Genomic DNA, 16,244 nt, shown 5'->3' on the forward strand with positions numbered 1-16,244 from the left:
GCTCAGCCCAGCCCGACCGTCGGGTGTGGGGCGGCTCAGAGGTACTGGCCGCAGACGGGCCAGGCGCCGCGGCCCTGGCCGGCGAGGACGTTTTCGGCGACGCGGATCTGTTCGGCGCGGGAGTTCTGGTGGGCCATGCCGGTGCCGCCGTAGGCCTGCCAGGTGCTGGCGGTGAACTGGAGGCCGCCGTAGAAGCCGTTGCCGGTGTTGGCGGCCCAGTTGCCACTGGATTCGCACTGTGCGACGGCGTCCCAGTTGCCGGAGGCCGCGTTGGCGGTGCCGGTGCTCATGGCGAGGGGTGCGGCGACGAGGGCTGCGGTGGCGGCGACGGTGCCGAGGGTGCGCTTGAGGGTGAAGGTTGCCATGTCGGGGGTGGATCCTCTCCGTGTTGCCGGCGGGACGGCTCTCGGACGACGTGACGGTCGATCCGGGCTCTGGGGTCTCGCCTCTGCCCCTCGTGGTGTTCCGGTTCCGATTCCCGCGGGGCAGATCAGCGAATGCGGGTCGGGGTCTTTCGTGGTGGGTTCCGAGTTCGTGTCTCGGTCTGGTTACAACCGTAGGAGGGGATCACGGGAACGTCACGGGCCGTTTTTGTGGGACGCCCGTTCGTAAAAATGGCCATGCGCTGGCAAAATACGCAGCTCACACCCCATGAACGGGGAATCGACCCGCATATCGTTGCATAGTTGTTATGTGATTCAGATCACACAAAAGAAGTGGTTTCGACCACGAAATCTCGATGAGATAACAACCCGAACCGGTCAGCGCGAACCGGTCAGTCTCGCGTCGGGGGCTCCCAGACCGAGGTGTCCTGCGGCCCGTCCACGAGGTGTTTGAACGGTTGCAGGTTCGCCAGGGACTCGCCCCGGGAGACACGCCATGCCCACTCCCGCTTGATCGACGACGCGAACCCGAGCTCGAGCAGCACGTTGAAGTCGCCGTCGGCCGCCTCGAGGACCTGACCGAGGACGCGGTCGAGTTCGTCCCCGGTCACCGCGTGCGCCGACAGGCGTCCGACGAGGTAGATGTCGCCGATCTTGTCGATCGTGTAGTGGACGCCGTAGAGCCGGCGGTTGCGGCGCAGCAGGTACTTGTAGACGCCCTCGAAGTTCTCGTCGGGTTTGCGGCACACGAACGCCTCGATCCGCACGCCGTGGTTGCCGACGGTGAGCAGGGTCGTCGTCTTCAGCTTGTGTTCACCGGGCAGTTCGACGACGAACCGGTCGTCGCCCGTGCGGCTGTAGTCGAGTTCGCGCTCCCGCAGCGCCGTATCGATGACGTCCCGCAGATTCTCCGACGTCCCGTCCTGCTGGTTCATGCGCGTGCTCCGCTCGTCCGTCGTAGTTTCCACAGTCCCCGCGGGCGCCGCGGAACGAAGTCCGCGACGACGTCGACAACGTCACTGCCGTCCCCCGCCCCCGTCCGGTAGCCCGCGATCGCGGCCCGATAGCTGCCGAGCAGTCCGTCCGCGGTGTGGGCCCACGAGAAGTTCTCCGCGTGCCGGGGGGCGCGGGCGGCCAGTTCGTCCAGCCGCGCGGGCGTCGTCACCAGCGACTGCAGCGCGGACGCCCAGTCGTCGATCCGGTGCCCCTGGACGAGCAGACCGGTCCGTCCGTCCTGGACGGCGGTGCCGAGGCCACCGACGTCGGCGGCGATCACGGGCGTCCCGCAGGCCTGGGCCTCGATCGCGACCAGGCCAAAGGATTCCGAATAGCTCGGCACGGCAACAAGATTCGACGCCCGGTAGACGTCGACCAAACGGTCGGGCGGCTGCGGCGGCAGGAACGTCACCCGGGCGTCGATGCCGAGCGCGCCGGCGAGTTCGATGAGCGAGTCGGGACGTTCGAGCCCGCTGCCGGACGGTCCGCCGACGACGAGGATCCGCAGCGGCAGACCGGGTTCGCGGGCGATCACCTCGGCGGCCGCACGCAGCAGCACGTCGGGTGCCTTGAGCGGCTGGATGCGTCCGACGAACGTCACGATCGTCTCGGCCGGGTCGAGGCCGAACGCGGCCCGGGCGGCGAGCCGGTCACCGGGCCGGTAGCGGGTGAGGTCGGCGCCGGGAGCGACGACGTCGATCCGGTCGGGGGACGCCCCGTAGATCGAGGTGAGCTGGGCGGCCTCGTCGACGGTGTTGGCGGTGAGCCGGTCGGCCTCGTCGACCACCTGCCGTTCCCCGATCTGCCGGGCGACCGGCTCGGGGGTGTCGCCGTCGGCGAGGGACGCGTTCTTCACCGCGGCCAGGGTGTGCGCGGTGTGCACGAGCGGCACCCCCCACCGGTCCCGGGCGAGCCAGCCGACCTGCCCGGACAGCCAGTAGTGCGAGTGCACCAGGTCGTAGTGGCCGGGCTCGTGCCGCACCTCCTCGCGCAGCACCCCGGCCGCGAACGCGCACAGCTGCGTGGGCAGCGCATTCTTGTCGAGGCCCTCGTACGGTCCGGCTGCGACGTTGCGGACCCGCACCCCGGGGGCGGCGTCCTGCACCACCGGGTCGGCCGACGACGTCGCGCGGGTGAAGATGTCGACCTCGACGCCGCGGCGGGCCAGTTCGATCGACGTCTGCAGCACGTACACGTTCATTCCGCCCGCGTCGCCGGTGCCCGGCTGGGCCAGCGGCGACGTGTGGACGGAGAGAACCGCGACCCGCCGGGGGGTCGCGCTGCGCTTGGGTGTCACGCGTCCATACTGCCCTGTCGCCCGGACACGCCCGAACCCACGGGGCGGGTGGCGACGGTCGCCGTGAACTCCCGCACCTCCCGCACGAAACGCTGCGGGTCCTCCACGAACGGCCCGTGCCCGCAGCCCTCCCAGTACGACGTGCGCGCGTCGGGAACGAGGGCGGCAGCGTGCTCACCGGCGGAGACGTCGACGACGGTGTCGGCGGTGCCGTGCAGCACGAACACCGGCACGTCGAGGGTGCGGAGCAGGTCGTCGTGGCCGATCGCCCGGGCGAACAGCGCGGACCGCACCCGCGGCGGCGTGGACAGGCCCGCCCCGAGCAGCGCCTGCGCCCGGACCCCGACGGCGGCGTCGCGGATCGGCCCGGTGAGAGCCGGCCCGAATCCGTCGAGGGCGGCGAGGGCGACGGCCGGGTCGTCGGACATCGCGGCCGGGATCGCGGCCTTCATCGCGGGTCCGACCCGGCCGCCGGCCTCCCCGCGGCCGATGCTGGTGATCGCACCGACGAGGACGACGCCGTCGACGGCCGCGGTGCCGCGTTCGGCGAGGTAGTCGCAGATCACGAGGCCGCCGTACGACCAGCCGAGCAGGATCGCGCCCGACGTGACGTTCTCGGCGGCCAGGACGGCGTCGAGGTCGGCGGCCCACGTCGCGGGATCGTCGTAGCCGGTCGCTGGGGCGTCCGAGCAGCCATGGCCGCGCAGGTCGACGGCGATCACCCGGTGGTCGGTGGCGAGCGCGGCGAGCACGTCGTCGCTCCAGCAGCGCGACGACTGCGCCCAACCGTGGATCAGGACGAGCGGACGCGCGGTCGGCTCGCCGAACGTGCGGTGGACGAGGGTGGTGCCGTCGGCGCCGACGGTCTCGCGAATGGCCATGGGAGTCACCCTAGGAACCGGCCGGCGGGGCCGCCACCGCGCACCCGGTTCGCCAGGTGGGTGCTGCCGGCCGCGGCGAGCGCCACCACACCGGCGGCCACCGCGACGGTGAATCCGGCGCGGGCACCGAACGTGTCGATCAGTTGCCCGGCTCCGGCCGAGCCGACGGCCACCCCGACACCGAGGCCGGTCACCGTCCACGTGATGCCCTCGGTGAGGGCCCGGTGCGGGACGACCGTTTCGACGAGTGTCGTGGCGACGATCATGGTGGGCGCCACCGTGATTCCGGCGACACCGAGAGCCAGGATCAGGGTGGGGACGGAGCCGGCGAGCAGCAGCGGCCACATGAGCACCGCGACCGCACCGGTCGCGACGACGAGTTGCCGCCGCAGCGCGGACGCCGGCCGCAGGGCACCGAACACGACACCGGCGAGCGCCGACGCCCCCGCGAACAGGGCCAGCCCGGCGGTGGCGGCGAAGCGGTTGCCGTGTTCACCGGCGAACGCGACGGTCGTGACGTCGACGGTGCCGAAGACGGTGCCCATCGCGAGCATCACCACGAACAGCGCCCACATCGCGGGGATGCGGATCACCGATCGGCCGGTGTGGGTGCCACGGTCGGCGACCGGTGGTTCGGTGCCGCGTTGCGCGACGAGCGCGAGGGTCCCGGTCACGAGCAGGATCAGCGCGACGAGGGGCCCGGCCTCCGGGAACACCGCCACCGACAGGCCCACCGAGATCACCGGCCCGGCAACGAAACACACCTCGTCGAGCACCGATTCGAATGCGAACGCGGTCCGCAGTTCGGGTCGGCCGCGGTACAGCTCGGTCCAGCGGGCCCGGACCATCGCCCCGATCGTCGGCATGGCGCCGGCCGGGATCACGAGCACGAACAGGACCACGTCCGGTGTCTGCAGGCGCACGCACAGCAGCAGTGCGGCGAGGGCGGTCGCACTGATCGCGGCCGCGGCCGGTAGGACCCGGCGCTGCCCGTACCGGTCGACGGCACGGGACACCAGCGGCGAGATCGCGGCGTTGGCGAGCGCGAACACGGCGGCGAGCGCCCCGGCCACGCCGTACGATCCGCGCAGCTGCGACAGCATCGTCACGATGCCGATGCCGACCATCGCGATGGGCAGCCGGGCGACGAACCCGGCGGCGGAGAACGCGGCGGATCCGCGGGCGGCGAAGATCTCGCGGTAGGTGCCGATCATCGGCGGGGTGCACTCGTCGAGCGCACGGCGCGGACCGCATCGGGGACGCCGGACAGGGAATCGACGACGGGCACGGTGTCGTCCCGGACCGCCGCCGGCGAGCCGACGAAGACGGCGTGCATTCCGGCCGCGAGCGGACCCTCGACGTCGGGTCCCCAGCTGTCCCCCACGAACACGACGTCCCGCGGCTCGGCGCCGACGGTCCCGGTCGCGAGCCGGAAGATCTCGGGATGCGGTTTCCGCCATCCGACTGCCACGGAGGAAACGATCGCATCGACGTGATCGGCGATCCCGAACCGCGCCGACAGCTCCGGGACGAGGTTCGGATCGTGGGCGTTCGACACGATGACGAGGCGGTGGTCGCGCGACAGGTCCTGCAGGCACGATTCGAGTCCGGGCGCCGGTGTCACGGCCTGCGTCCAGGTTGCGAGATAGACGTCGATCGTCTCCTGCGTCGGCGCGAACGCCCGCGACGGGCGGCCGAGGCGACTCCGGTACCGGTCGACGACGTCGGCCATCGCCCATTCCCGCCCGGTCGTGTCGGCGTGTGCGTCGAGTTCGGCCCAGGATCTCGCCCACAGTGCGTCCGCCGCGTCGGCGGTGATGTCGATCCCGGCGTCCGCCGCATACGCGAGTGGCGCGTTGTGCGGCGTGCCGACGGGGCGGGGGTCGTAGTCGACGAGCGTTCCGAAGAAGTCGAAGAAGACGTGCGTGACGATGGTGTTCTCCGATCGTGCGGTTCGCGTCTCACGGTCTCCGCGGAGAGTACCCGGCCCCGGTACCCCACCCTTGTCGTCGCCCTCTGCGCCACGATGATCGAATGATCGTTTGTCGCGTGGATCACACTCGGGCGACTCGACCTCAGGAGGAAATGTGCGCAGGACCCGTTCGGTACTCGCGGCTGTCGTGACCGCCGCGGCAGCACTGACGATCGGTGCACCGTCGGTGTCGGCGGGCCCGGTCGGTGTCGACGACGTGTTCGGCCCGTTCGTGCTCGGCGCCCTGCGGGACGGCCGGTTCACGCCGCCCGAGCAGTGGACGCCCCGGCATCCGGTCACCGATCCCTGGTACGACGCGCCGGACGTCTCCGGTCTCGCTCCGGGCACGCTGATCCGGTCGCGGCCTGCCACGGTCCAGGTGTACGGGGTGCAGCCCGGCCACGTCCGTGCACACCAATTGATGTATGTCACCACCGATTTCGACGGTTCGGCGGTGACGTCCACCGGTATCCTGCTGGTCCCCGAGGACGGCACCGCGCCGGCCGACCGCAAGCTGATCGGCTATTCGGAGGCCAACGACAGCCTCGGCCCCGGCTGTATGCCGAGCACGCAGTGGACCGGCGGCGATCAGCTCGATCCGGGACTGCTCACCGCCCTCGGCCCGGTCGCGCAGATGTTCGGCCACGGGTGGGCCGTGATGATGAGCGACACCGCCAACGACGGTGACGCCGCCCCCAACGGGTTCTCGATCGGCCGGTTCTCGGGGGCCGCGACGCTCGACGGGCTGCGGGCCGCGATCGCGCTGCCCGACGCCGGTCTCGCGGCCGACGTCCCGATCGGCCTGTACGGGGTCGCGGGCGGCGGTGTCGCGGCCGGTTTCGCCGCCGAGAAGCACGCTGAGTACGCGCCGGAACTGAACATCGTCGGCGCCGCGCTGCAGGCGATGCTCACCGACAGCGCGTCGTTCGAGCGCAAGGCCGACGGCGGGATCGGTGCCGGGTTCGTGTTCGCGAATTCGCTCGGGTTCGCGGCCCGCTACCCCGAGATCGACCTGGACGTCGAGCTCACCCCGCTCGGCAGGCAGGTCGCGGACGTCTTCAATTCCACGTGCCAGCAGACGTACACGCTGCTGCCGTTCGTGCCGCTGGATGCGCTGTACGTGCACGGCCGGCCCGCCGACAATCCGGTGTTCGCCCGCGCGTACGCCGAGAACCGGATGGGGCAGCAGGCCCCGAAGGCTCCGGTGTTGGTGTCGTCGTGTCGCGACGACTTCCTCGTCCCCTATTCGGATGTCGAGGATCTCGTCGCGGCGTACCGGGCCGGCGGCACCGATGTCACGGTCGAGCCGAGCCACTGCGGCCCGATCGATGTGCTGACGGATCCGGTCCGGGTGGGTACCGAACTGCTCGGCATGCAGAACGTCGACTGGCTCGCCGACCGGTTCGCCGCCGGATAATGTTTCCCGGCAGCCACATCCGGGGTCACACCCGGACCGTGGCCTTCCGCATCGCCGCCTGCGGGTCGGCGTACAGGGAGCTGAGTGCGACGGCGGCCGCCGCGTGTTCCTGCACGCGGCTCCCGAACCCGGTGACCTGCACCCCCGTCCCGCCGTTCCGGGAGGCGCCGGACAGTGCCTGCGCGACGTGCGGCACGGCCTCCGGGTAACCGGTGAACGCCTGCCCGCCGAGCGTGACCCGGTCCGGGTTGAACAGGTCCCGCAGCATCGCGACGGCCCTGCCCAGGGTGTGCGCCCGGTCGATCAGGATCTGCTGCGCCGCTGCCGATCCCGCACGCGCCGCGGTGTGGAGAGCGGCGATCGGGGGCAGCGTGTCGCCGGGCGGCAGCACACCCGCCTGCCGTGCCGCGAGCAGGACACCGCGATCACCGACGGCCGCCTCGAGGCAGCCGGTGGCGCCGCAGTCGCAGCGCACGTCCGCACCGGTGGGCAGGTGTGCGACCGACCCGGGACCGGCCGCGGGGGTGTGCACCCGGCCGTCGAGAGTTACTGCCAGGCCGACGGTTTCACGTGCGTAGACGTACAGTCCACTGCCCCTGCCGCCGGAGTGGTCGGCCGGTTCGGAAGCGAACAGCAGTTCCGACGCGGCCATCGCCTCGACGTGCGTGGCCACCGACACCGGCACCCCGAATCCGGCACCGACGATCTCGCCGACGCGGGCACCGGACCAGCCGAGCCGATCGTGGTCGGCCACCCCGGTGTCGGCGTCGACCCGTCCGCCGAGTGCGACCCCCACCCACAGCAGGCGGCGTCGCTGCCAGCGGGCGGCGAACCGCCGGGCGCTGGCAGCGACGGCTACGAGTGCGGTCGCCGATTCACCTCGTGGGGTGGCGATTTCGACGGATCCGAGGATGCGGCCACGCAGATCGGCGGCGACGACACTCGTTACCCGGGCACCGATGTGGATGCCGACGGTGACGTACGGCTCGTGGTCGACCTCGAACGGAATCCGGGGCCGTCCGATCGCACCGGACACCGCGAGGTCGGGGCGTTCACGCAGTAATCCGGCGGCGAGCATCGCGGACACGTGCCGGTTGACGGTGGCGACGCTGGCCCCCGAGGCCCGGGTGGCCTCGTCCCGGTACAGCGGGCCGCGGATCGCGGCGGCCCGGAACACGGCCGCCGACGGTCCGTCGGCCAGGCCCAGGGTGGGTGCGACGATGCGGGACCGGGTGATGCGGGCGGCCGGTCGTGTGGCGGCGGCGGGCCGGGCCGGGCGGGCGGCACCGGTCCGGGTGTGGTGAGGGTACGGGGTCGCGGTGAGCATGGGTGTCCTTGCCTCGTCCCTGCGGGGACGGCTGTCGACGCGGTCGGGGACGCACTGCCGACAGGCGATCGGAACCGACGGGTCGTCGGACGATCAGCGTGGAACGGAGGCCGGGCAGCGCGGAATCAGCGGCGGAAGTGACGGCAGGGACAACAGAGTTCCCGCGGGTGCGGCAGCCGGGAGCCCAGCGCGGCGGTCACGTACGTGACCCGCGGCGGGAAGACGGCGGCTGACGACATGCCGAACAAGCTAGCACCCCGGCACTACGATCGGGGCATGAGCCTGTCACCGGACACCCGTGTCGCCGTCGTCACCGGAGCCAGCTCCGGCATCGGCGAAGCCACCGCCCGCACCCTCGCCCAGCAGGGCTTCCACGTCGTTCTCGGCGCCCGCCGCGTCGACCGGATCGAGGCGATCGCCGCGGAGATCGGCGGTACCGCACTCGAACTGGACGTCACCGACGACGACTCGGTGGACGCCTTCTGCGCCGTCGTCCCCCGCGTCGACGTCCTGGTCAACAACGCCGGCGGCGCGAAGGGGCTCGCTCCGGTCCTCGAGGCCGATCTGGACGACTGGCGGTGGATGTGGGAGACCAACGTCCTGGGCACGCTGCGGGTGACGAAGTCGCTGCTGCCCAAGTTGATCGAGTCCGGTGACGGCCTGATCGTCACGATCACGTCGGTGGCCGCGTTCACCGCGTACGACAACGGGTCCGGCTACACGTCGGCCAAGCACGCGCAGGCGGTGCTGCACCGCACGCTGCGCGGCGAACTGCTCGGCACCCCGGTCCGGCTCACCGAGATCGCGCCCGGCGCGGTGGAAACCGAGTTCTCGCTCGTGCGGTTCGACGGCGACGCCGACCGTGCCGCGAAGGTGTACGAGGGCATCACCCCCCTCGTCGCGCAGGACGTCGCCGAGATCGTCGGGTTCGTCGCGTCGCGTCCCGCGCACGTGAACCTGGACCAGATCATCGTCAAGCCGCGGGATCAGGCCGACACCGGCCGCTTCCACCGCACGACACCGTAGCCGGAGATCAGTCGACGCACGGGATGCCGCCCGAGACGTCCGCGGCGATCGGCGCGCCCTGCGCGCCCGCCGTCGGGGCGGGGGCGTCCCCGGCGGCGCTGTCGGATCCGCTGCCGGACGACCCACCGCCGAGCAGACCGGGAACCTCGTCGCCCAGGTCGCGTCCGACGACGATGCGGACACGATCGGCCGCGACCGACGTATCCGACCGCGCCGTCACCCCGAGTTCGGCGGCAAGGGCGGCAGCCGTGGCCTCCCCTCCCGGCCCGTAGTCGACGGTCGTGACCCCTGTCCCGGCCGTGGTCGCGACGGATCCTGCCGGATGGCCCCGCGACTGCAACACCGCGAGGGTGGACGCCGCGAGCCCGTCGATGCCGGTGCCGTTGTGCACGTCCACGGTGATCCGCGGGTCCGGTGCCGTCGGAGCGGGTGGCTGCGCCGGCGTCTGCTGTGACACGGACGTCCCCGCGAACAGTCGGCCGACCTCGCGGCGGAGCCGAGCCGGGTCGACGACGTTGACGGCCTGGCCGTCGACGGTGTCGAAGCCCTCGATCGGCAGCGTGTAGAAGTCGACGCCGCCGGACGTGAGATTGCGGTGACGCATCGCGAACGCGACCGGATCCATCCGGGCGTCGACGACGATGTCGTTGCGGACGGCATCGGCCAGTCCGCGCAGCTTGCCGACGTTGCCGAACACACCGGTGGACTTCAGATTCGCGATCACCGCGCTGAGGAACGCCTGCTGCCGGTGGGTCCGATCGAGGTCGCCGTTGTCGAGGCCGTGCCGTTGCCGCACGAACGACAACGCCTGCGACGCGTCGAGGAACTGCCGCCCGGCCGGGAACCGTGCCCCCGAGTACGGGTCGTCGACGGCCGCGTTGAGGCACACCTCGAGCGGGCCGAGTGCCTTCGCGATGTCGTAGAACCCGACGAGGTTGACCTCGGCGAAGTGGTCGATCGGCACCTGCAGCAGATTCTGCACGGTTTTCAGGGTGGACCTGCGGCCGGCGTCGCGGGCCCTCCGTTCCCGCTCGGCGGGGTCGGTGACGCCCTGCGCGAGCAGTTCGCTGTCGGCGTCGGCCTTCGCCAGCCCGTACGCCTCCTTGATCTTCCGGTTGCCGTAGCCGGGCACCGCGACGTAGTCGTCGCGCGGGATCGCGACCGCGGTAGCGCGGCTGCCGTCACCCGGCACGTGCAGCAGGATCAAGGTATTCGTGTTGTAACCGCCGACGTCGCTGTCACCGGCGTGCAGTTCCTCGGTGACGAACTGGGCGGGAAGATCGTTGCCGTCCATCCCTTTTCGACTGTCGAGGCCGATCAGCAGAATGTTCGTGTCACCGTGATCGGACGCGTCTGCACCGACCGCGTCGATGGCCTCGGAGCGGATGAGCCCGGTCGTCAGTTCCCGCTGGGCGCCCCACGCCAGCCCGGTCGAGACGAGCACGAACACCGACGCGACGGCGCCGGCCGATCGTGCGAACACGACCGACCGACGCCGACGCGGGTGAGAACGGTGTCCGGCGTTCCCGGACCCTCGGCGCGGATTCACCGCGCCAAGGTAGCCCACCGACCCGGGAACCGGTGAAGAACGCGGCGGTACCGGATCAGAACCGGCCGCCACCGAGCGACGCAGCGACGACGGCCGGCGGCGCGTACGACGCGCGCAGGTTGGCCCGCTCCTGCGGGGTCAGGTCGTAACGCGCCCAGAACTTGCGCAGAGTAGAGACGATCGACATCATGGCCTCCTCCTTGGACGGAAAATGAACCGGGGCAATAACTTCTGCCCGTCGGCGTCGGCCGGAAACGCGTCGGCACGTACACCGAAGAATGATCTGAGGTCGGGTCGGATCGACGAAATCAGATCGGAAAGAACGATGCCCGAACGGATTCGAGGATAGGATGGTTTTCGAGAATCGACGGGTGGCAGTCGCTGCTGTTCATCGGCTTCCCTCACCTCCTCGAACCGTGACGCCTGTGGGCGTCGCACCGTGTTACGGCCATTGTACCAGGGAAAACGGCGCTGTGTCGGGAATGCGACATCAGTTCATGTTCAACGATCCTGTGCCGGCGGGTTTTTCACCGGCGTCCGGTGGTGGCGACGACAGACCGTTCTTGGCCGCGTCACCGATCCGGGTGCCTGTCGGAGCAATCAGGGCGTCGACGATGCCGTCACCGACCTGTACGCCGGTGAACGCGTCGAGGTCCCGGGCCGCCGCCCGCGCGCCCGGCAGTGCACCGAGCCCCTGTGAGACGACGGACGACACCGCACTCCCGTACGCGTCCCGGCCGAGCGCACCCCAGTCGAGCCCGACGCGGTTGCCCTCGGCGATCTGTCCGACCTGGATGAGACCGGAGACCGTGGTGTCGACGAGGACGTCGGTGAGCACGCCACGGGTCAGGCTCGTGATCAGTTGCCGCAGGATCGCCCGCACCGTGATCTGGGTGGCCAGTTCGGCAGCCACGACCCCACCGGTGCTGATCCCTGCCGTCAGCGGCGCGGTCGCCAGGAGCACCGCGATCTCCGCGGCGAGCGCCACGAGTGCGGCGATGATCGACAGTTTCGCGTGCTCGACATCGGCCGCTGCGGCGTCGCACGCGTCGGCGAGTTGCCGGCACGCGGCCGCGAGATCGTCGACCGAGGCCCCGATCTCCTGCCACTTGCCGGCGACCGCGTCGTTCACGATCCCCGACACCGCCGCCAGCGCGGGCCCGATCGCCCGGTCACCGTCTGCGCCCACCCGGTCGCACGCGACCGCCGCGAGATCCCACGCATCGGCGATGCGCCGCAGCGACGTCTCGTCCCCCTCCGGCCAATCCTGGCCCACCGCAACGGAAGCCACGGTGCGCAGTGCGCCCGGAATCTCGATTCCCATCAGTTTCCTCCCCCGAGCGTGCCCGCGAATCCGTCGTCGGCGGCCGTGAACGCGGCACCGGTGTCCCGCAGTCCGGTCGCGACGGCCGCGAACGTCTCGACCAGGTGCCCGAGGGCGGTCGCCGCGGTGTCCCGGCCGGGCGTGTACTGCGCCGCGAACGTCGCGCCGGGACCGTCGGCACCCCAGCTCGCCCCTTCGGCGTCGAGGGCCGCGGCGAGGTCGGTGAACGCCTTGGCCACGCGTTCGGACAGCATGTCGAATCCTGCTGCGGCGGAGACGAGCTGCTCGGGATCGACCCGCACTCCCTCAACCACGGTGGGCCTCCCGCAGGATCGGCGCCCGCCAGTCGTACAGATCGTCGTCGGCCCCGGCATCCGGAACCGTGCTGCCGGACGGCGCGAATTCCGTTGCGACGGTGGGAACGAGGTTCCGCAGACTCGGTGCACCGTCGACGATGTCGGACAGGTCCGGCAGGCTCGCGGCGGCCGCAGCCACGGGGGCCAGCAACTGTGCCACCCGCTCCCGCGCGTCCGCGGCGGCGACGACCGACGCGGCCGTGACCGACGCCGCGAGCCGTTCGGGGGTGGTGCGCCCGAACGCGTCCGGCGCGATCGACACCGATCGGACGGCCCCGGCCGCGTCGACGGTGACCCGCACCGACCCGTCGGGTGATTCGGCGGTCGCGGTGAGACCGGCCACCGCTCCCTGTGCCTCCGCGAGCGCCTCGGTCTGTGCCTGCAACACCCCCAGCATGTCGTCGACCTGTGCGCGCAGTTCCGTGTTGCGGCTCCGGTGGTGGCCCCGCGCTTCGTCTCGAGTACCGCTGTCGGTCATCGGATCCTCTCCCCCCCTGTGTCGTGCGTTCACAGGGTTGGACGCGGACGACCCCCGATCGGTTCCGCGGCGTCGACGAGCCGGGTGATCTGCTGGGCCGTCCGGGCGTCGGTGGCGGGCTCGAGGGTGGCATCGGGGTCGCCGTGCATCAGGTACCGTCCGTCCCCGTCGACGTCGATCCAGTGCAGGCCGGTGCCGTCGGCGGTGGGGCGGCTGTCGTACGACGGCCCCGTGAACACGGTGATCTCCCCGATCCCGGTACGCCGGCCCGCGAGCAGGGCGCGCGCCGCGTCCCGGCCACCGACGGCCCCGGCCGGCGCGAGCAGTGGCCCTCCCGTCTCCAACTCGTCGCGCCGGAACCGCAGCACCGGCCGCGAACCGGCCACCGACCGGGGCAGAGCCGCCGCGATCGCGCCCGCGAGCGCGGCGGCCGCGACATCCGACAGATGGACGTCGCCGACGGCCGTCTGCACTGCGAGCACGCCGACGCTGCCGCGGATCCCGGCATGCATGCGGACCGGTTCCGCACCGGAGCCGGACCAGCCCGCGACCTCGATCCGGACGTCGGGTTCGGCGAGCACCGTCAGCCGATGGTGCAGGTCCTCGGTCACCCGCGGCAGCACCGCGGCGACGGTGGCGCGGCGGTGCGCCTCGAACTCGTCCTCGAAGACGGCGCTCGGGCTGTACCGCAGCGGGTACGGCAGCCGGTCACGTCCCAGCCGCGTCCACAGGAGGTGGAACTCGGCGTCCGTGAACCGCCATCGCTCACCGCCGCCGGAACGTGCCGTCGAATGCCCGGAATACACAGTCATACCGGGATGGACGCGCCGGACCCACGGACGGTTCCGTTCCCGCCGGGACGTCAGGCCAGCGCGGACATCGACTGCCAGGTGGGCCAGTCGATCACCCAGTCGTAGACGTCGCCGTCCGCGGACGACAGGTCGATGCGGGTGCCGGTCACCTCCACCGGGTCGCCGTACAGTGCGGTGCCGAAGTACTCCTGGGCGTCCGACAGCGACAGGTTGATGCAGCCGTTGGTGACGTTCGACGCGCCCTGCACGCCGACGGTGAGCGGGTTGGCGTGGATGAATTCGCCGTTGTTGGAGATGCGGACCGCCCACCGCTCCCGCACGTTCTCGTAGTACGGCGGGTTCGACATGAGGAAGTCCTCGTGCTTCTCGGTGACGATGTGGACGCCGCTGCGGGTGACGTTGCGGTTCTCGTTGCCCTCGCCGTAGCTGACGGGGATGTCCATGATCGTGGCGCCGTCGCGCACCACCTGCATGCGGTGGCTGGGGGCGTTCGCCTTCACGATCTGGCTGCGGCCGATCGAGAAGTTCAGCGACAGATCGCTCGCCCCGTAGGCGCCGCCGCCGAAGTCGAGGCCGTACAGTTTCGCGTCCACGTGCACCGTCGTGCCCGGCGCCCAGTAGGCCGCCGGACGCCAGTGCGCGCGGGCACCGTTGTCGTCGGGCAGCCACGCCCACGATCCGATCGTGGGCGGATCGGTGGTCACCGTCAGCGCCTTCTCGACGGCGGCCTTGTCTGCGATGGGTCCGTCGAACTGCAGGATGATCGGGGCGGCGATGCCGACGACCTGGCCGTCGGCGATGTTGGTGCGCACCGATGTCCGGGTGTCGGGGGCGAGTGTGGTGAAGCTGCCCGTGATCGGGACCGGCGTGCCGTCGACACCGACCGCGGTCCCCGACCACGTGTACGTGGCGTCCCAGCCGAGGGGCTCGGTGATCGTGTACGACGTACGGTCCGGGCTCAGCTGTCCCTGGACGGCCTTGCCGGCCGCGTTGGTGAGCGCGGCGTCCTGGAGCGTGCCCTGCGCGACCGTCACCGAGATCGGTGCGGCCGGGTTGACGCCGCGACTGCCGGACGCCGGGCTCTCCGTCACCGCGGCGACGGGCTCCGACGCCGCCGGTGCGACGTCCGCGGCCCCTCCGGTGGCGATGGTGCATCCGGCGAGCAGAAGTGTCCCGAGGAGTGCTGCCACCACCACCGACAGCCGCGCCCGTTTTACCCGAATACCCAGTTCACGCACGAAAACCACGGTACTCCCACCGGCACAGTGACTTCCGCCACATGAGAGAAAGTCGTGGCGGTCAGACCGAGCAGCCGACGGTGACCGGCTCCGGTTCGAGCCGCACCCCGAACGCCTGCTCGACGCCGTCGCGGACGGTCCGGGCGAGCGCGATCAGATCGGCGGTCGTCGCCGCCCCACGATTGGTGAGGGCCAGAGTGTGCTTGGTGGACAACCGGGCCGGGGCATCGCCGGCCGGGTACCCCTTGCCGAAGCCGGCCCGCTCGATGAGCCACCCTGCAGACAGCTTGGTCGACTTGGCCGGCTCGGTGCCCGCGGCACCGGGGAACTGCGGGATCCGCACGTCCGCACCGACCTTCGCCCGGATCGCGTCCAGCACGGCGGGCAGCCGATCGTCCGGCACCACGGGGTTGGTGAAGAACGAGCCGGCACTCCACGTGTCGTGGTCGGCGGCGTCGAGCACCATGCCCTTGCCGCGGCGCAGGCCCAGCACGGTGTCGCGGACGTCGGCGGCGGGCCGACGCTCCCCCTCGACCGCCCCGAGTGCGGCCGCGAGTTCGCGGTAGGCGAGCGGCGCGCTGGATCCGTCCGGGCGGACCGTCATCTCGACGGCGAGGACGAGCGCGTCGTCGCGGTGCTTGAGGATGCTGGTGCGGTAACCGAGCCCGAGGTCGGACGGCGCCACCCACCGGACGTCGCCGGTGGTGCGGTCCAGCAGTTGCACCCGGCGCAGCAGCGAACCGACCTCGACGCCGTACGCGCCGACGTTCTGCACCGGGGTGGCGCCGGTGGAGCCCGGGATGCCGGACAGGCATTCGAGCCCGCCGAACCCGGCCGCGACGGTCTTCGCGACGACGTCGTCCCACACCGCACCGGCCTGCGCCAGCACGGTGTTCTCGCCGGCCTCACCGATGGTGACACCGGCGTCCGCCACCCGGACCACGACACCGTCGAACCCGGCGTCGGAGATCACCAGGTTGGAGCCGCCGCCGAGGATCAGGGTCGGGACACCGGCGGCGTCGAGGAGCCGGACGGTGTCGACGAGGATCGCGGTCGTGGGACAGTCGGCGAGGACCGCGGCGGGGCCACCGAGCCGCAGCGTGGTCAGGCTCGACAGCGGTACCTGCTCGGACAACTGTGCGCCGACCTGGTCGAGGCGCCCCCGGATGAGTGGATCCAACACGGGAA

At 71.4% G+C, this 16,244-nt stretch carries 17 protein-coding genes; 2 read left to right on the forward strand and 15 right to left on the reverse strand.

Features of this window, described 5'->3' with window-relative positions:
• Positions 1 to 35: 35 nt before the first annotated feature.
• The 6 genes from Q5696_RS17525 to Q5696_RS17550 form a co-directional block, all read right to left on the reverse strand.
• On the reverse strand, positions 36 to 365 hold the full coding sequence (locus tag Q5696_RS17525) for a transglycosylase family protein (RefSeq protein ID WP_305092532.1): 330 nt from the start codon (positions 363 to 365) through the stop codon (positions 36 to 38).
• Between the two features lie 410 nt (positions 366 to 775).
• Positions 776 to 1,318 (reverse strand): type III secretion system chaperone family protein, encoded by a 543-nt coding sequence (locus Q5696_RS17530; RefSeq protein WP_305092533.1) that lies wholly within the window; start codon positions 1,316 to 1,318, stop codon positions 776 to 778.
• Positions 1,315 to 2,676: a D-inositol-3-phosphate glycosyltransferase gene (gene mshA, locus Q5696_RS17535; RefSeq protein WP_305092534.1), complete on the reverse strand. Its 1,362-nt coding sequence runs from the start codon at positions 2,674 to 2,676 to the stop codon at positions 1,315 to 1,317. Before mshA ends, Q5696_RS17530 begins: the two co-directional genes overlap by 4 nt.
• Entirely contained in the window at positions 2,673 to 3,557 is an 885-nt protein-coding gene (locus Q5696_RS17540) for an alpha/beta fold hydrolase (RefSeq protein WP_305092535.1), read from the reverse strand. Before Q5696_RS17540 ends, mshA begins: the two co-directional genes overlap by 4 nt.
• A gap of 5 nt (positions 3,558 to 3,562) precedes the next feature.
• On the reverse strand, positions 3,563 to 4,771 hold the full coding sequence (locus Q5696_RS17545; RefSeq protein ID WP_305092536.1) for an MFS transporter: 1,209 nt from the start codon (positions 4,769 to 4,771) through the stop codon (positions 3,563 to 3,565).
• Positions 4,768 to 5,703, reverse strand: coding sequence for an HAD family hydrolase (locus tag Q5696_RS17550; RefSeq protein WP_305095357.1), 936 nt, complete (start codon positions 5,701 to 5,703; stop codon positions 4,768 to 4,770). Before Q5696_RS17550 ends, Q5696_RS17545 begins: the two co-directional genes overlap by 4 nt.
• Between Q5696_RS17550 and Q5696_RS17555 the strand changes: the two genes are divergently transcribed.
• Positions 5,645 to 6,946 carry a lipase family protein gene (locus Q5696_RS17555; protein ID WP_305092537.1) on the forward strand — a complete coding sequence of 434 codons (1,302 nt, stop codon included), beginning with the start codon at positions 5,645 to 5,647 and terminating at the stop codon, positions 6,944 to 6,946. The genes Q5696_RS17550 and Q5696_RS17555 overlap by 59 nt on opposite strands.
• A 25-nt stretch (positions 6,947 to 6,971) precedes the next feature.
• On the opposite strand, the gene Q5696_RS17560 is transcribed toward Q5696_RS17555, so the two are convergent.
• The gene (locus Q5696_RS17560; RefSeq protein WP_305092538.1) at positions 6,972 to 8,273 is read right to left on the reverse strand and encodes an ROK family protein; all 1,302 of its coding nucleotides are present in this window, start codon (positions 8,271 to 8,273) and stop codon (positions 6,972 to 6,974) included.
• Between the two features lie 276 nt (positions 8,274 to 8,549).
• Here Q5696_RS17560 and Q5696_RS17565 point away from each other — a divergent pair, with 276 nt between their 5' ends.
• Positions 8,550 to 9,299, forward strand: coding sequence for an SDR family NAD(P)-dependent oxidoreductase (locus Q5696_RS17565; RefSeq protein ID WP_305092539.1), 750 nt, complete (start codon positions 8,550 to 8,552; stop codon positions 9,297 to 9,299).
• Between the two features lie 7 nt (positions 9,300 to 9,306).
• Here the strand turns inward: Q5696_RS17565 and Q5696_RS17570 are convergent, their stop codons facing one another.
• From Q5696_RS17570 to Q5696_RS17605, 8 genes are all read right to left on the reverse strand, one after another.
• Positions 9,307 to 10,782, reverse strand: coding sequence for an LCP family protein (locus Q5696_RS17570; protein WP_305092540.1), 1,476 nt, complete (start codon positions 10,780 to 10,782; stop codon positions 9,307 to 9,309).
• Between the two features lie 121 nt (positions 10,783 to 10,903).
• Positions 10,904 to 11,038 (reverse strand): hypothetical protein, encoded by a 135-nt coding sequence (locus tag Q5696_RS17575; RefSeq protein WP_305092541.1) that lies wholly within the window; start codon positions 11,036 to 11,038, stop codon positions 10,904 to 10,906.
• A gap of 300 nt (positions 11,039 to 11,338) precedes the next feature.
• Entirely contained in the window at positions 11,339 to 12,172 is an 834-nt protein-coding gene (locus tag Q5696_RS17580; protein WP_305092542.1) for a WXG100-like domain-containing protein, read from the reverse strand.
• Positions 12,172 to 12,486 (reverse strand): WXG100 family type VII secretion target, encoded by a 315-nt coding sequence (locus Q5696_RS17585; protein WP_305092543.1) that lies wholly within the window; start codon positions 12,484 to 12,486, stop codon positions 12,172 to 12,174. The genes Q5696_RS17580 and Q5696_RS17585 overlap by 1 nt, the downstream gene beginning before the upstream one ends.
• A complete protein-coding gene (locus tag Q5696_RS17590; RefSeq protein ID WP_305092544.1) occupies positions 12,479 to 13,006 on the reverse strand; it encodes a YbaB/EbfC family nucleoid-associated protein in 528 nt (175 codons plus the stop codon). The genes Q5696_RS17585 and Q5696_RS17590 overlap by 8 nt, the downstream gene beginning before the upstream one ends.
• A gap of 29 nt (positions 13,007 to 13,035) precedes the next feature.
• The gene (locus Q5696_RS17595; RefSeq protein ID WP_305092545.1) at positions 13,036 to 13,818 is read right to left on the reverse strand and encodes an ESX secretion-associated protein EspG; all 783 of its coding nucleotides are present in this window, start codon (positions 13,816 to 13,818) and stop codon (positions 13,036 to 13,038) included.
• Between the two features lie 50 nt (positions 13,819 to 13,868).
• Entirely contained in the window at positions 13,869 to 15,056 is a 1,188-nt protein-coding gene (locus Q5696_RS17600) for a L,D-transpeptidase (protein ID WP_305092546.1), read from the reverse strand.
• Positions 15,057 to 15,117: 61 nt separating this feature from the next.
• Entirely contained in the window at positions 15,118 to 16,239 is a 1,122-nt protein-coding gene (locus Q5696_RS17605; RefSeq protein ID WP_370654817.1) for a UDP-N-acetylmuramate dehydrogenase, read from the reverse strand.
• Between the last annotated feature and the right edge of the window lie 5 nt (positions 16,240 to 16,244).

Origin of the sequence: Prescottella sp. R16, assembly GCF_030656875.1 — a bacterium.
Taxonomy (GTDB): Bacteria; Actinomycetota; Actinomycetes; order Mycobacteriales; family Mycobacteriaceae; genus Prescottella.

Excerpts from the sequence above, each read along its gene's own strand:
- Q5696_RS17525 (WP_305092532.1), bottom strand. The coding sequence starts at position 365 with ATGGCAACCTTCACCCTCAAGCGCACCCTCGGCACCGTCGCCGCCACC.
- Q5696_RS17530 (WP_305092533.1), bottom strand. The coding sequence starts at position 1,318 with ATGAACCAGCAGGACGGGACGTCGGAGAATCTGCGGGACGTCATCGAT.
- Q5696_RS17540 (WP_305092535.1), bottom strand. The coding sequence starts at position 3,557 with ATGGCCATTCGCGAGACCGTCGGCGCCGACGGCACCACCCTCGTCCAC.
- Q5696_RS17545 (WP_305092536.1), bottom strand. The coding sequence starts at position 4,771 with ATGATCGGCACCTACCGCGAGATCTTCGCCGCCCGCGGATCCGCCGCG.
- Q5696_RS17560 (WP_305092538.1), bottom strand. The coding sequence starts at position 8,273 with ATGCTCACCGCGACCCCGTACCCTCACCACACCCGGACCGGTGCCGCC.
- Q5696_RS17565 (WP_305092539.1), top strand. The coding sequence starts at position 8,550 with ATGAGCCTGTCACCGGACACCCGTGTCGCCGTCGTCACCGGAGCCAGC.
- Q5696_RS17575 (WP_305092541.1), bottom strand. The coding sequence starts at position 11,038 with ATGATGTCGATCGTCTCTACTCTGCGCAAGTTCTGGGCGCGTTACGAC.
- Q5696_RS17580 (WP_305092542.1), bottom strand. The coding sequence starts at position 12,172 with ATGGGAATCGAGATTCCGGGCGCACTGCGCACCGTGGCTTCCGTTGCG.
- Q5696_RS17590 (WP_305092544.1), bottom strand. The coding sequence starts at position 13,006 with ATGACCGACAGCGGTACTCGAGACGAAGCGCGGGGCCACCACCGGAGC.
- Q5696_RS17595 (WP_305092545.1), bottom strand. The coding sequence starts at position 13,818 with ATGACTGTGTATTCCGGGCATTCGACGGCACGTTCCGGCGGCGGTGAG.